The organism is Amycolatopsis sp. NPDC043889, assembly GCF_056435645.1.
Map to the genome: position 1 here is coordinate 270793 of NZ_JBWKEC010000005.1, position 13793 is coordinate 284585.

Sequence of the window (13793 nt, forward strand, 5' to 3'; positions counted from 1 at the left end):
ATAGTGCCGATGAAACGCCCCGCCGAGGGCAAGTCCCGGCTTCGCGGCGCGGTCGTGCCCGAGTGGCACCCCGAACTGGTGCTGGCGCTGGCCTACGACACGCTGTCCGCGGCGACCTCGGCGGACGGGGTCCGGCGGGTGCTGGTGGTCGCCGCCGACCCGGCGTCGGTGGCGGATCTCACCGAGCTGGGCGTCGAGATCGTCACCGAACCGTCGCGCGGCGGATTGAACGCGGCCCTGCGCCACGGCGAAGAGCTGCTCCGCCGGGACTCGCCGTCCGGTCTCGTCGGCGCGCTGCAGGCCGACCTGCCCGCGCTGCGGACCGAAGACCTCACCGCCGCCCTCGCCGAAGCCGCCGGGCAACGAGCGTTCGTCGCGGACCGGCAGGGAACGGGTACGACCCTGTTGCTCGCGGGGGCGGGCCGCGCGCTGGCACCCCGGTTCGGCGCGGGTTCCGCGCGGGCGCACACCGCGTCCGGTGCGACCCCGCTCACGATCGCCGCGGAATCGCTCAGGGCGGACGTGGACACCGCGGATGATCTCGCTCACGTTCGCACCCTGGGTGTCGGAAAGCGCACTTCAACGCTGTTGGGAATACCCTGCGTGGTGATGTGACGAGAGTTCACCCTGGCGACCCGCGCGCGGCGCACATAATCGCCCCGAGTGGTGAACAATGAAGCCCGTGAGCACAAATGACGGCGGCACCCCGAACTCGGCAAGGAAGCGGAAGACCTCCGCCGCGAAACCGGAACCGGACAACGGCACGGCGAAACCCGCCAGGGCGAGGAAGGCCTCTCCCGCCGCGAAGACCTCCCCGCGCGCGACGCGTGGTGGTTCGGCGAGCCGTCCCGCCCAGGAGTTCCGCGCGCTGCCCGCCGCGCCTCCCGCGGTGACGTCGGCGCCCACCGCGGTCGAAACCCTGCCCGACGACCGGTACTTCAACCGTGAGCTGTCATGGCAGGACTTCAACGCGCGCGTGCTCGCGCTGGCCGAGGACGAGTCGCAGCCGCTGCTCGAACGCGCCAAGTTCCTGGCGATCTTCGCGTCCAATTTGGACGAGTTCTACATGGTGCGGGTCGCCGGGCTGAAGCGCCGCGACGAGACCGGGCTGCCGGTCCGCAGCGCGGACGGGCTCACCCCGCGCGAGCAGCTGGCCTACATCGCCAAACGCAACCAGGACCTGGTCGAGCGGCACACGAACGCCTTCGAACTGCATCTGCGGCCGCAACTGGCGGCCGAAGACATCCGCATCGTCGGCTGGAACGACCTGGCCGGCGCCGATCAGCTCCGGCTGTCCAACTACTTCAGCGAGCAGATCTTCCCGGTGCTCACACCGCTGGCCGTGGATCCCGCGCACCCGTTCCCCTACATCTCCGGCCTTTCGCTCAACCTGGCCATCACCGTCCGGGACCCCGAAGCCGGCACGGAGCGGTTCGCGCGGGTCAAGGTGCCGAGCAACGTGCCGCGCCTCATGCGGATCGAGCAGCAGCCGCGGGAGAGCCGCACCGCGACGTTCCTTCCGCTGGAGGAACTGATCGCCGCCCATCTCGGCGAGCTGTTCACCGGGATGGAGGTCACCGAGCACCACGCGTTCCGGGTCACCCGCAACGCGGACTTCGAGGTCGAAGAGGACCGGGACGAGGATCTTCTCCAGGCGCTGGAACGCGAACTGGCCCAGCGCCGGTTCGGCCCGCCGGTGCGGCTCGAAGTGGCGCAGGACATGAGCGAGCACATGCTCGAACTGCTGCTGCGCGAACTGGAGGTCGACCCGCGCGACGTCGTCGAGGTCCCCGGTCTGCTGGATCTCACCTGTCTGCACCAGTTGTCCGGTGTCGACCGGAAGGAACTCAAGGACCGCCCTTTCGTTCCCGCCACGCATCCGGCGTTCGGTGAGCGCGAGACGCCGAAGTCGGTGTTCGCGACGTTGCGCGAGGGCGACGTCCTAGTGCACCACCCGTACGACTCGTTCTCCACCAGCGTCCAGCGGTTCATCGAACAGGCCGCCGCGGACGACAAGGTGCTGGCGATCAAGCAGACGCTGTACCGAACCTCCGGCGACTCCCCGATCGTCGACGCGCTGATCGACGCCGCCGAGGCCGGCAAACAGGTCGTCGCGCTGGTCGAGATCAAGGCACGGTTCGACGAACAGGCCAACATCACCTGGGCCCGCACACTGGAACGCGCGGGCGTGCACGTGGTCTACGGGCTCGTCGGGCTGAAGACGCACTGCAAGGTGTCGATGGTGGTGCGCCAGGAGGGTTCGACCATCCGCCGCTACTGCCATATCGGCACCGGTAACTACAACCCGAAGACCGCGCGCCTGTACGAGGACCTCGGCATCCTGACCGCCGACCCGACGATCGGCGCGGATCTGACGGATCTGTTCAACGTGCTGACCGGGTACTCCCGCCAGGACACCTACCGCAACATCCTCACGTCGCCGCACGGGATCCGCCGCGGCATCGTGCGCGCGATCGGCGAGGAGATCGAACTCGCCCGCGCCGGCCAGACCGCCGGGATCCGGATCAAGTGCAACTCGCTCGTCGACGAGCAGGTGATCGACGCGCTGTACCACGCCTCACAGGCCGGGGTGCCGGTCGACATCGTGGTGCGCGGGATCTGCTCGCTGAAACCGGGTGTGGAGGGACTGAGCGAGAACATCCACGTGCGGTCCATCCTCGGCCGCTTCCTGGAACACTCGCGCGTCTTCACCTTCCTCGCGGGCGGCACGCGGTGGATCGGCAGCGCGGACATGATGCACCGCAACCTGGACCGCCGGATCGAGGCGCTGGTGCGGGTCAAGGATCCGAAGCTGACGGCGCAACTGGACTACATCTTCGAATCCGCGTTGCATCCCTCGACCCGGTGCTGGGTGCTGAACTCGACCGGCGAGTGGAGCCCGTTCCCCGCCTCCGGTGACGACGTCCGCGACCACCAGGTCGAGCTGGCGAAGCGACACGGGGCGGCGGGATGAGCGGGGTCATCCGAGCGGCAGGAGCCGTTCTCTGGCGGCGTGACGGGGACCGGATCGAGGTCGCGCTGGTCCACCGGCCGCGCTACGACGATTGGTCGCTGCCGAAGGGAAAGCTGGATCCGGGCGAGACCATCGCGGGCGCGGCGGTCCGGGAGATCGAAGAGGAGACCGGATTCGAGGCGGTCCTCGGCCGCTATCTGGTCCGGACCGAATACACCGTCGCGGGAGTGCCGAAAACGGTCGACTACTTCTCCGCGCACGCCGTTTCCGGCGCTTTCGCGCCGAACGAGGAAGTCGACGAGCTGCGCTGGCTCGACGCGGAGGCGGCGGAGAAACTGCTGACGCGGCACGAGGACGTCAGGGTGCTGCGCGAGTTCTCCGCGCTGCCGCCCGAACTCACCACGGTGATCCTGGTGCGGCACGCCAAAGCGGGTAAACGCGACGAGTGGAACGGCGACGACGACCTGCGGCCGCTGTCGGACGCGGGCCAGCGCCAGGCCGAAGCGCTGCGGTCGCTGCTGCGGCTCTACGCGCCCGGCAGAGTGCTCTCGGCGCCGCGGCTTCGCTGTGTCCAGACGGTGAACGGGCTCGCCGAAGACCTCGGAGTCGAGATCCGGCACGAGCCGCTGCTGTCGGAAGAGGGCTACTGGCCGGACCCGGTGCTCGGTGTCGCGCGGCTGCTGGCCATCGCCGGTGACGGCGGGACGCCGGTGATCTCCAGTCAGGGCGGGGTGATCCCGGACGTCGTCAGCGCGCTGGCCGACCGCGACGGCGTCGACCTGACCGCCGCTCGTGGCGGTGTGGTCCCGTCGAAGAAGGGTTCGTTCTGGGTGCTGTCGTTCCGGCCCCCGACCGAACAGGACGGACCGATGCTGGTGGCGGCGGACTACTTCGCGTCGCCTTTGCCCACGCCCGCTCCCGCACATCCCTGACGTTTCGCCAGCGCTTATCGCCGAACTCGCGTGTTTGGAGCCGTAACTCGCGTGTCTGGAGCCGTAACTCGCGTGTCTGGAGCCGTAACTCGCGAGTTCGGCTTCCGATCACGCGAGTTACGTCCCTGATCACGCGAGTTTCGTCTTTGCGCACGCTCCCCCACGTGGGTGACGTGCCCTACTCCGGCTGTGTCTCGCGCGATGTCGATCGTCGCTCCACTGTGGAGGGCGGCGCCGGGAAACCGCGGTGATGCGTCCATCGGAGTGACCGGGCGAAGCGGATTCTTTTCCGCGACTCGCCCACGGCACGAGAATCGCGTCACATCCGCCGCTGGGCCACCGCGGATCCGTTCCGGGACATGATTCCCCAAGACGTCCTGCGCGAGCGCGTCGGGGGAAACCAGGCGGTCGCACGGCATACCGGCCGGAAATGCGGCAGGGCCCCGCGCCGTGCGCGGGGCCCTGCCGTTGGCTCACTCGTGAGGAGAGAGCTTACTTCTTCTTCGCGGCAGCCGAAGTCCGCTTGGCCGGAGCCTTCTTCGCGGGAGCCTTGGCGGCGGTCGCCTTGGCGGCCGGCTTCGCGGCGGCCTTGGTGGCGGTCGCCTTCTTGGCCGTGGTGGCGCGAGTCGTGGCCTTGGCGGCGGTCTTCGGCGCGGCCTTGGTGGCGGTCGTCTTGGCCGCCGCCTTGGTCGCGGTCGCCTTGGCGGCCGGCTTCGCGGCGGCACGCGTCGTCGTGGCGGCGGCGCGGGTCCGCGTGGTCGTGGAACGCGTCGCGGCCGGGCGGCTGGCGGCCGTCCGGGTCGTCGTCGCGCGGGTGGCGGTGGCGCGAGTGGAGGTGCCGGCGGTCGCGCGCTTCACAGCGGTGGCCTTCGGCAGCTTCTTCGAACCACTGATGACGTCCTTGAAGGTCGTGCCGGCGCGGAACGCGGGCACGTTGGTCTTCTTGACGCGAACGGTCTCACCGGTGCGCGGGTTCCGCGCGGTGCGGGCGGCGCGGGCGCGCTTCTCGAACACACCGAAGCCGGTGATGTTCACCTTCTCGCCCTTGTTGACCGTCCGGATGATGATGTCGACAAGGCCATCGACGGCCTCCGACGCGACCTTCTTGTCGCCCAGGCGCTCCGACAGCGCCTCGATCAGCTGGGCCTTGTTGGCCATTCCAGTCCTCCAAGAAGAACTACTTGTACACGGCCCCGTCGGCCGACTTAGCGCACACGGTATTACCAATGCAGCACAAATTCCAAACGACGCGCGGAAATTTCCCTTGTCTCGGGGGCTGTTCCGCCTCCCGAGGGACCCCTTCAGGGCCTCTCGAGGTGCCGTTCGGTGTGGTTTCGGGGCTGACGTGGAGGACCCCGGCCGGGGTGCGGATTCCCTGCTCAGCAAGGGAATCCGCCCCCTTCGGACCGCCTTAGGAGGAGGCCGCCGGGAGGGTCACCGGCTTCCAGGAGGGGCGCCGGGTCTCGAAAGTGTCGATCTCCTCCGCGTGGCGGAGTGTCAGGGCGATGTCGTCGAGCCCTTCGAGGAGCCGCCAGCGGGTGTAGTCGTCGATCTGGAAGGGCGCGGTGAAGTCCTTGGCTCGTACCGTCTTCGACTCGAGGTCCACCGTGACCTCCGTCCCGGGCTCGTTTTCGAGCAGCTTCCACAGCAGTTCGACGTCCGCCTGCTCGACCTGAGCGGCGACAAGGCCCTGCTTGCCCGAGTTGCCGCGGAAGATGTCCGCGAACCGGGAGGAGATCACGACCCGGAATCCGTAGTCCATCAAGGCCCACACCGCGTGCTCGCGGGAGGAACCGGTGCCGAAGTCCGGGCCCGCGACCAGGACCGACCCGTTCTTGAAGGGCTCTTGGTTGAGGATGAACGACTCGTCGGAACGCCAGGCGGCGAAGAGCCCGTCCTCGAAGCCGGTGCGGCTCACGCGCTTGAGGTAGACCGCCGGGATGATCTGGTCAGTGTCCACGTTGGACCTGCGCAGCGGGACCCCGACGCCGGTGTGGTGGGTGAACGCGTCCATGTTGGGAACTCCTTCGCGGATGTCAGCGATGTCAGTGCCGTCAGCGCCGTCAGCGGGCGGCGGCGGGCTGCAGGTCTTCGGGGCTGGACAGCGTGCCCCGCACGGCCGTGGCGGCCGCCACGAGCGGCGAGACCAGGTGCGTCCGGCCGCCCTTGCCCTGCCTGCCTTCGAAGTTGCGGTTCGAGGTCGACGCGCTCCGCTCGCCCGGCTTGAGCTGATCCGGGTTCATGCCGAGGCACATCGAGCAGCCGGCCTGCCGCCATTCCGCGCCCGCTTCGGTGAAGACCCGGTCCAGCCCTTCGGCTTCCGCCGCCTGGCGGACGCGCATCGAGCCGGGGACGACGAGCATCCGGACCGAATCGGCGACCTTGTGCCCGCGCAGGACGTCCGCGGCGGCCCTCAGATCCTCGATCCGGCCGTTCGTGCACGAGCCGAGGAAGACGGTGTCCACCGCGATCTCGCGCAGCGGCGTGCCCGGCTTCAGGTCCATATAGGACAGGGCCTTTTCAGCGGCGATGCGCTCGTTCTCGTCGCCGATCCGCTCCGGGTCGGGCACCTCGGCGCCCAGCGGGAGCCCCTGGCCAGGGTTCGTGCCCCAGGTCACGAAAGGCGTGAGCTCGTCGGCGTTCAGGCGCACCTCGGCGTCGAAGACGGCGTCCTCGTCCGTGCGCAGTTCGCGCCAGTTTTCGACGGCGGCGTCCCAATCGGCGCCCCGCGGCGCGTGCGGACGGCCCTTCAGATACGCGAACGTCGTCTCGTCCGGCGCGATGAGCCCGGCGCGCGCGCCCGCTTCGATGGACATGTTGCACACCGTCATCCGGGCTTCCATCGACAGCTTTTCGATGGCCTCGCCGCGGTACTCGAGGACGTAGCCCTGCCCGCCGCCGGTGCCGATCTTCGCGATCACCGCGAGGATGATGTCCTTCGCCGTGACACCGGGGCGCAGGGCCCCGTCGACCGTGATCGCCATCGTCTTGAATGGACGGAGCGGCAGGGTCTGGGTCGCCATCACGTGTTCGACCTCGGAGGTGCCGATGCCGAACGCCATGGCGCCGAAGGCACCGTGCGTCGAGGTGTGACTGTCGCCGCACACCACGGTCATCCCGGGCTGCGTCAGGCCCAGCTGCGGGCCGATGACGTGCACGATGCCCTGCTCGGCGTCGCCCATCGGGTGCAGCCGGACGCCGAACTCCTTGCAGTTGGCACGAAGGGTGTCGACCTGGGTGCGGGACACGGGATCCGCGATCGGCAGCTCGATGTCGATCGTCGGGACGTTGTGGTCCTCGGTCGCGATGGTGAGGTCGGGGCGGCGCAGTTTCCGGCCCGCCAGACGGAGTCCGTCGAACGCCTGCGGGCTGGTGACCTCGTGCAGCAGGTGGAGATCGATGTAGAGCAGGTCGGGCTCGGCCCCCTCGCCTCGCCGCACCAGGTGCGACTCCCACACTTTCTCGGCCAGTGTCCGGGGCATTTCCGGCTCCTCACATGCGGTGAAATCGGTACTTCCCACCATCTGGACATCTCAAACTTCGGGAAGATAGTATCGGCTTGTGGGACAGCATAGCGGTATCGGAGTACTCGACAAGGCCGTGGCCGTGCTTCAGGCCGTGGCCGAAGATCCTTGTGGCCTGGCGGAACTGTGCACGCGGACCGGTTTGCCGCGCGCGACGGCGCATCGGCTCGCGGTCGGCCTCGAAGTGCATCGCCTGTTGCGCCGCGGCCCCGACGGGCGCTGGCGTCCGGGTACCGCGCTCGCGGAACTGGCGGGCGGTTCGACCGACCCGCTGCTCGACGCGGCGAGTTCGGTGCTGCCGAAATTGCGCGACATCACCGGCGAAAGCGTTCAGCTGTACCGCCGCGACGGCGTCCAGCGCGTCTGCGTCTCGACCGCGGAACCGCCGAGCGGACTCCGTGACACGGTGCCGATCGGTTCACGGCTGCCGATGACCGCGGGCTCCGGCGCGAAGGTGCTCGCCGCGTGGTCGGATCCGCACACACAGCGCACGATCCTCACCGAGGCGGTGTACGGCGAGCGCACCCTGCTCGAAGTCCGCCGCCGCGGCTGGGCCCAGAGCGTGGCGGAACGGGAACCCGGTGTGGCGAGCGTCTCGGCGCCCGTACGGGATTCGACGGGCACCGTCGTCGCCGCGGTGTCGGTTTCCGGGCCCATCGAACGTATAGGGCGTAAACCGGGGGCGCGCTGGGCCGCGGACCTCCTCGCCGCCGCGGACGCGCTGCAGGAGCGTCTCTGAGCTCAAGACGAGTGAAGGCCCCCTGCGGCGCAGGGGGCCTTCACTGTTCCCGTCCCGAAAGGAAGGGCCGGATCAGAACTCGTCGGCCTTGGTGAGCTCGTGTTCGAAGGTGTCGGCACGCGTGACGAGAGCCTTCAGCGGGTGTTCGAACTCGTTGACCAGGTTCAGGTCGACCAGCGGGATCGTGTGCTTGAGCAGCGCGACACCGTCCACCACCGCCGCGCCGCCGACCGAATCCCCGCCTGCCAGTTCGAGCAGGCGCCGCAGATCGATCTTGTCGGCCCAGCCGACCGGAGACGAGATCTCCACCCACTCCGCGCCGTCGTGGTCGGGCAAGTGGTGCAAGGACACCTGCTGGCCGCGGCCGTCGCCGATGTCGACCCGGAACCGGAGCCAGTCGTCCCGCTCTTCGAGCACCTCGTACCGCGCCCGGACGAAATTGATCACGCCTGCCCAGATGGACACCCTCGTCACCTCTCGGTTTCGCCGCCTCGTGCGCTGTCGAGCATGGCACATCCGGGACGGACGGAGTGTCGATGGTCTCGTTCTGGGGCGGTTCATCCCCGAGAGGGGCTAAAGCGGCGCCATCCGGTAACCAGACCCCCGCACGGTGTGGATCAGCGGCGGGTCCTTGAGCTTCCGCCGCAGCCGCGCGATCACGACGTCCAGCACGTTGGACGCCGGATCCGCCATCTCGTCCCACGCGTACCGGATCAGTTCCCGCCGCGAGACCGGCCGCCCGGTCGCGGCCATCAGCCGCTCCATGACGAGATACTCCTTGCGCGTCACGGTGAGCAGCACGCCCGCACGGGAGATCTGATGCCTGCCGGTGTCGAGTTCGACGTCGGCGCACCGCAGGACCACCGCCTGCCCGGCCATGTCGCGGCGGCACAGGCTGCGCACCCGCGCGATCAGTTCCGGCATCGCGAAGGGTTTGACCAGGTAGTCACCGCCGCCGACGCGCAACCCGTCGATCCGGTCGGCGACGCTGTCGCGCGCGGTCAGGAACAGCACGGGCATCGGCCATCCGGCGCCGCGCCGGTTGCGCACATAGGCCAGCGCGTCGCCCGAAGGCAGCATCCGGTCGAACACCGCGCAGTCGTAGGCGTTCACCATCAGCGCCTCGTCCGCGCCGGGCAGGTCGGCGGCGGTGTCCACCGCGAACCCGTCCCCGCGCAGCGCGAATTCCAGCGCCACCCGCAAGTTCTCGTCGTCCTCGGTCACCAGCACCCGCACACGAGAACGTTATCGCGTGATCGCGGCCTCCACGTCGGCCACGTGCAACCCGCGCAGTTCTTCGATCGCGGGCATCCGGCCCAGCAGCCGCAACCGTTGTGACTGAGCCGTACGCGCCTTCTCGAACAGCAGGCGTGCGTCCCGGGCGTTGCCGAAGTTGACGTCGCCGGAGACGCGGCGGAAGTGGCCGGTGAGCACCGGGCCGGCGGCGGGATCGACTTCGTAGTCGCCGGCGGACGCCATCCGCCCGAAGATGGCGAGCAGTTCGTCGGGACTGTAGTTCTCGAACTCGATCGTCTTGCCGAAACGGGACGCGAGACCGGGGTTGGCGGCGAGGAAGTCGACCATCTCGCCGGTGTATCCGGCCACGATCACGGCCACTTCGTCGCGATGTTCCTCCATCAACGGGACCAGGGTGTCGATCGCCTCCTGGCCGAAATCGCCGCCGGAGCCGGCGAGCCGCGTCAGCGTGTACGCCTCGTCGATGAACAGGACGCCGCCCTTGGCCTCCTCGAACACCGTCGCGGTCTTCTCCGCGGTGTGCCCGATGTACTGCCCGACGAGATCCCGGCGGGACACCTCCCGGAACTGGCCGACCGGCAGGACTCCCAGCGCCTTCAAGAGTTTGCCGTAGATCCGCGCGACCGTCGTCTTCCCGGTGCCGGGCGCGCCCGCGAAGATCAGATGGTGCCCGGCCGCGCCGACGGGCAGCCCGGCCCGGCGGCGCCATTCGTTGACCTGCAACTCGTCGACCAGCGAGCGGACCTCTTCCTTGACCCCGGGAAGGCCGATCATCGCGTCGAGTTCGGCGAGCATCTCGTCCAACGCGTTGTCCCCCACGGTGCCGGGGTCCGCGGCCTCACCGATCGCCGGCGTCGCCCCTTCGGCGATCGCGATCCCCGGTTCCGCGGTGTTCGATACGCGGCATCCGGAGATCTCGCCACCGCAACCGGAAGCGAACGAGATCCCCGGGCCCCGGGTGTCGGTGACCGTGCACCGCCTGAGGACCGGCACCCCGTGGTGCGCGACGGCGATGCCTTCGTGACCGGTGTGCGAGACGGTGCAGCCTTCGACGACCGGCCGGGCGTACTGGTAGACGTAGATTCCCCTCAGCCCGCAGCCGGTGACCGTGCAGCGGAGCACGACCGGATCCGCGCCCTGCCCGAGGGTGATGCCGTCGCCCGTCACGTCTTCGACGGTGGTGTCCTCGATCCGCCCTGGCGAGCCGTCGACGACGATCCCCTGTTCCGCCCCCGAGATCACGCAACCGCTCACGGTGAACGCCGTCGTGCCGCGGATCGCGATCGCCGGGCCGCGCCCGCCGGAGACGGTGCAGTTCCGGACCGCCAGTTCCACGTCGTCGGCCTGGATCGCGGACGCGCCGCCCGCCAGGACTTCGATCCCTTCGAGGACAAGCACCCCGCCGGTGCCGCGGAAAACGGGCCGGTCCGCTCCGCGGCCGTCGACGACGACGGTGGCGCCGTCCGCCGCGGCCAACGTCACCCGAAGGCCGGTCAGTTCGACGGTCTCCGCGTATTCACCGCCCGCGATGGTGATGACCGCGCCGTCGGACGCCTCCGTCAAAGCGTCGCCGATGCTCGGATACGCGCCTGGCCGCTGGGCCACCAGAAGGACACGGCCGGGAGTCGAGGTCGTCATCAGCCCGCCTTCGCCATCAGCCAGCCGCGGTCGACGGCCTTGGCGCCCGCCTGGAACCGGCTGCGCGCGCCGAGCCGGTTCATGATGTCGGCGACCATCCGGCGCACCGTGCGCACCGAGACACCGAGGCGCGCGGCGGCGGATTCGTCGGTGGTGCCGGAGAAGAGCAGCGTCAGCAGCTCCTGCTCGCGGCAGGTCAGGATCGAGGCGTTCCCGGTGTCCGGGAGATCCAGCGGGACGAGCGGGGCGGCGGCCTGCCAGATCCGCTCGAACAGCCCGACCGTCGCGGTGACCACGCCGGGCAGCCGGAACACGGCGGAACCGGCCTGCCTGCCTTCCGCCGGGAGGATGACCGAGGTCCGGTCGATCACCAGCGCGTCCATCGGCACCTCGGCGTCCGTCCGCACCTCGCCGCCCGCCCGCGACAGGCGGTTGAGCGCACCGGACATCCGCGCGGAGTCGGGGAAGAGCACCTTGTGCCGCACGCCGGGCCGCACGCCTCCGAGCGCGATCCGCTGGAACGCGGTGTCCGTTCCCGTGCTCATGACCAGCACCTCGCCGGTCGCTTCCGCGAGCAGCTCGCCGAGTCCCGCCCGGTCGCCGCCCTGGCCCGTTCCCGTGACCAGACTGAGCTGGCCGGTCTGCACGGTCATCGCAGGTTCCTCCCTACTTCCCCCGGCGCGGTGCCGCCGACGACGTCCTGTTCATGCCAGTTCCCCGCCGTCCGGGCGGCCGCGGGCACCCGACGCGTTAGCGTTCAGGGGCTCCGGGAACTGCATGCGTCTACTTTCGCTGTCCGAACATGAGGTTTTGATGACACGGGTGATGGTCGTCGAAGACGACGAGAATCTGCGGCTCGCGCTGGTCACGCAGCTCCGCGCGGCCGGCTTCGTCGTCGACGAGGCGGGCGACATCGCGACCGCGGACCGGCTGCTGCGCGGAACGCACCACGACTGCGTGGTGCTGGACCGGATGCTGCCGGACGGCGACGCCATCGAGTACGTCCACATGCGACGGCAGCTGGGCTGGCGGGCGCCGGTGCTGTTCCTCACCGCCCGCGACGCGCTCGCCGACCGCGTGGCCGGATTCGAGCACGGCGGCGACGACTACCTCGTGAAGCCGTTCGTGATGGCCGAGCTGACCGAGCGGGTGGCCAACCTGTGTCACCGGTCGGCCTTCGACCGGCCCTCTGTGCTGCATCACGAAGACCTGGTGATGGACTGCGCGCGGCGCGAGGTGCGCCGGGCGGGTGTGCTGCTCACCTTGACCAACAAGGAGTACGCCGTGCTCGAATACCTGCTGACCAGGGCGGGCCTGCCGGTGCAGCGGGCCGACCTGATCGAGCACTGCTGGGACGCGCAGGCCGATCCGATGTCCAATGTGGTCGATGTGGTGGTGAAGCGGTTGCGCCGCAAGCTGAAGGAACCCGAACTGATCCACGCCGTCCGAGGCCTCGGCTACCGGCTGGGCTCGCGGTGAACACCCACTCCTCGGCCGATCGGCTGCGCAAGCTGCGCTGGACGCTGACCGCGTTGTTCACCGTGATGAACACCCTCGGGCTGGTCGTCTTCGCGTGGCTGCTCATCACCGAAGACGGTGATCAGGGCGAGGAACGGATCGACGCCGCGCTGACCCAGGTCACGTCGTCGGTCAGCAGGCTGGTCGCCTACGACGGCACCGTCGGCTTCGGGCTGGTCAACACCGACGTGCTGAACGACCGCTGCCCCCAGTTCGCGATCCTGCCCGGCGGGGCGCCCGCGTTCCAGCCGCACTTTTCGCGGGCGAACTGCGTCCCGATGAGCATGCAACTGTTGAACGGCCTCGCCACCGAGGCGGTGAAAACCGGCAGGCTGATACAAGGGCATCAAAAGGCCACCGACGGCGACATGGTCAAGGTCCGCGCCGAACCGCTGCGCGACGGCGACGGCAAGACGTTCGCGGCCGTCGTCGCGGTGCAGTCCACCGAGGTCGAAGACGCCGCGCATACGCGGTTCACGCTGCTGGTGATCGGCGGCACCGTGCTGCTGGTCGCGATACTGGGCTTCGCGGGCCACCTGCTGTCCGGCCGCTCGATCCGTCCCGCGGCCGCGGCCTTGCAGCAGCAGGAGGTCCTGCTGGCCGAAACCGCGCACGATCTCCGCACCCCGGTCGCCGCCCTGCGCGCGCTCGCCGAAACCGCGATGGCCAACCCCGCGCAGTCGGCGGAACTCCTGCCGCGCACCGTCCGGCTCGCCGCGAGAATGGGCGGGATCATCGACGACCTCCTCGTCCGCGCCCGGCTCGCCGCCGGCGTGGAACAGCTGAGCATCCAGCCGATCTGGCTCGATCAGCTGGTGGTGGGCATCGTCGAGGACACCGCGACCGACGGCGCCGAAGTCACCGTCACCGCCGCGCCCACCAAGGTCAACGCCGATCCCGCGCTGCTGCAACGGGCGATCGGCAACCTTCTCGACAACGCCATGCGCTACGGCCGCCACCCGGGCTCGAAGGCGTTCGTGCACCTGACCGTCGCCGGCGGCACCGTGACCGTCGCGGACCACGGCCCGGGTATCGACACGACGATGGCGGGCGACGCCTTCGACCGGTTCGCCAGCACCGGCGGATCTTCCGGGCTCGGGCTGTCGATCGTGCGGTGGGTCGCGCAGGCGCACGGCGGCACCCTCGCGGTGTACAACGCCGACGAGGGCGGCGCGATCTTCGAACTGCGGTTCCCGGTCAGCCAGAACTGA

At 69.5% G+C, this 13793-nt stretch carries 13 protein-coding genes; 6 read left to right on the forward strand and 7 right to left on the reverse strand.

Going from position 1 to position 13793, the window contains the following annotated elements; translation table 11 throughout:
- The first annotated feature begins 9 nt into the window (after window positions 1-9).
- From cofC to AC0685_RS13510, 3 genes are read left to right on the forward strand one after another with little or no spacing between them, the layout of a single operon-like run.
- Window positions 10-615, forward strand: coding sequence for a 2-phospho-L-lactate guanylyltransferase (gene cofC, locus AC0685_RS13500; protein WP_478225768.1), 606 nt, complete (start codon window positions 10-12; stop codon window positions 613-615).
- Window positions 616-673: 58 nt separating this feature from the next.
- Window positions 674-2974 (forward strand): RNA degradosome polyphosphate kinase, encoded by a 2301-nt coding sequence (locus AC0685_RS13505; RefSeq protein WP_478225769.1) that lies wholly within the window; start codon window positions 674-676, stop codon window positions 2972-2974.
- Complete coding sequence (locus tag AC0685_RS13510; protein WP_478225770.1) at window positions 2971-3906, forward strand: NUDIX hydrolase; 936 nt, start codon at window positions 2971-2973, stop codon at window positions 3904-3906. Before AC0685_RS13505 ends, AC0685_RS13510 begins: the two co-directional genes overlap by 4 nt.
- Window positions 3907-4398: 492 nt before the next feature.
- On the opposite strand, the gene AC0685_RS13515 is transcribed toward AC0685_RS13510, so the two are convergent.
- The 3 genes from AC0685_RS13515 to leuC form a co-directional block, all read right to left on the reverse strand.
- A complete protein-coding gene (locus AC0685_RS13515) occupies window positions 4399-5064 on the reverse strand; it encodes an HU family DNA-binding protein (RefSeq protein ID WP_478225771.1) in 666 nt (221 codons plus the stop codon).
- Between the two features lie 253 nt (window positions 5065-5317).
- Window positions 5318-5920, reverse strand: a complete 603-nt coding sequence (gene leuD / locus AC0685_RS13520; protein WP_125673388.1) for a 3-isopropylmalate dehydratase small subunit — start codon at window positions 5918-5920, stop codon at window positions 5318-5320.
- A 49-nt stretch (window positions 5921-5969) separates the two neighbouring features.
- Window positions 5970-7388, reverse strand: coding sequence for a 3-isopropylmalate dehydratase large subunit (gene leuC / locus AC0685_RS13525; RefSeq protein WP_478225772.1), 1419 nt, complete (start codon window positions 7386-7388; stop codon window positions 5970-5972).
- Window positions 7389-7467: 79 nt separating this feature from the next.
- Between leuC and AC0685_RS13530 the strand changes: the two genes are divergently transcribed.
- Window positions 7468-8169 (forward strand): IclR family transcriptional regulator, encoded by a 702-nt coding sequence (locus AC0685_RS13530; protein ID WP_007031477.1) that lies wholly within the window; start codon window positions 7468-7470, stop codon window positions 8167-8169.
- 72 nt (window positions 8170-8241) lie between these two features.
- On the opposite strand, the gene AC0685_RS13535 is transcribed toward AC0685_RS13530, so the two are convergent.
- The 4 genes from AC0685_RS13535 to AC0685_RS13550 form a co-directional block, all read right to left on the reverse strand.
- On the reverse strand, window positions 8242-8634 hold the full coding sequence (locus tag AC0685_RS13535) for a hypothetical protein (protein ID WP_478225773.1): 393 nt from the start codon (window positions 8632-8634) through the stop codon (window positions 8242-8244).
- 108 nt (window positions 8635-8742) lie between these two features.
- Window positions 8743-9405, reverse strand: a complete 663-nt coding sequence (locus tag AC0685_RS13540; protein WP_478225774.1) for a winged helix-turn-helix domain-containing protein — start codon at window positions 9403-9405, stop codon at window positions 8743-8745.
- A gap of 9 nt (window positions 9406-9414) precedes the next feature.
- Complete coding sequence (locus tag AC0685_RS13545; protein WP_478225775.1) at window positions 9415-11064, reverse strand: right-handed parallel beta-helix repeat-containing protein; 1650 nt, start codon at window positions 11062-11064, stop codon at window positions 9415-9417.
- Entirely contained in the window at window positions 11064-11717 is a 654-nt protein-coding gene (locus AC0685_RS13550) for a helix-turn-helix transcriptional regulator (RefSeq protein ID WP_478225776.1), read from the reverse strand. Before AC0685_RS13550 ends, AC0685_RS13545 begins: the two co-directional genes overlap by 1 nt.
- Before the next feature lie 160 nt (window positions 11718-11877).
- On the opposite strand from AC0685_RS13550, the gene AC0685_RS13555 reads away from it, so the two are divergent.
- Window positions 11878-12543: a response regulator transcription factor gene (locus tag AC0685_RS13555; RefSeq protein WP_478225777.1), complete on the forward strand. Its 666-nt coding sequence runs from the start codon at window positions 11878-11880 to the stop codon at window positions 12541-12543.
- Window positions 12540-13793: a sensor histidine kinase gene (locus AC0685_RS13560; RefSeq protein WP_478225778.1), complete on the forward strand. Its 1254-nt coding sequence runs from the start codon at window positions 12540-12542 to the stop codon at window positions 13791-13793. Before AC0685_RS13555 ends, AC0685_RS13560 begins: the two co-directional genes overlap by 4 nt.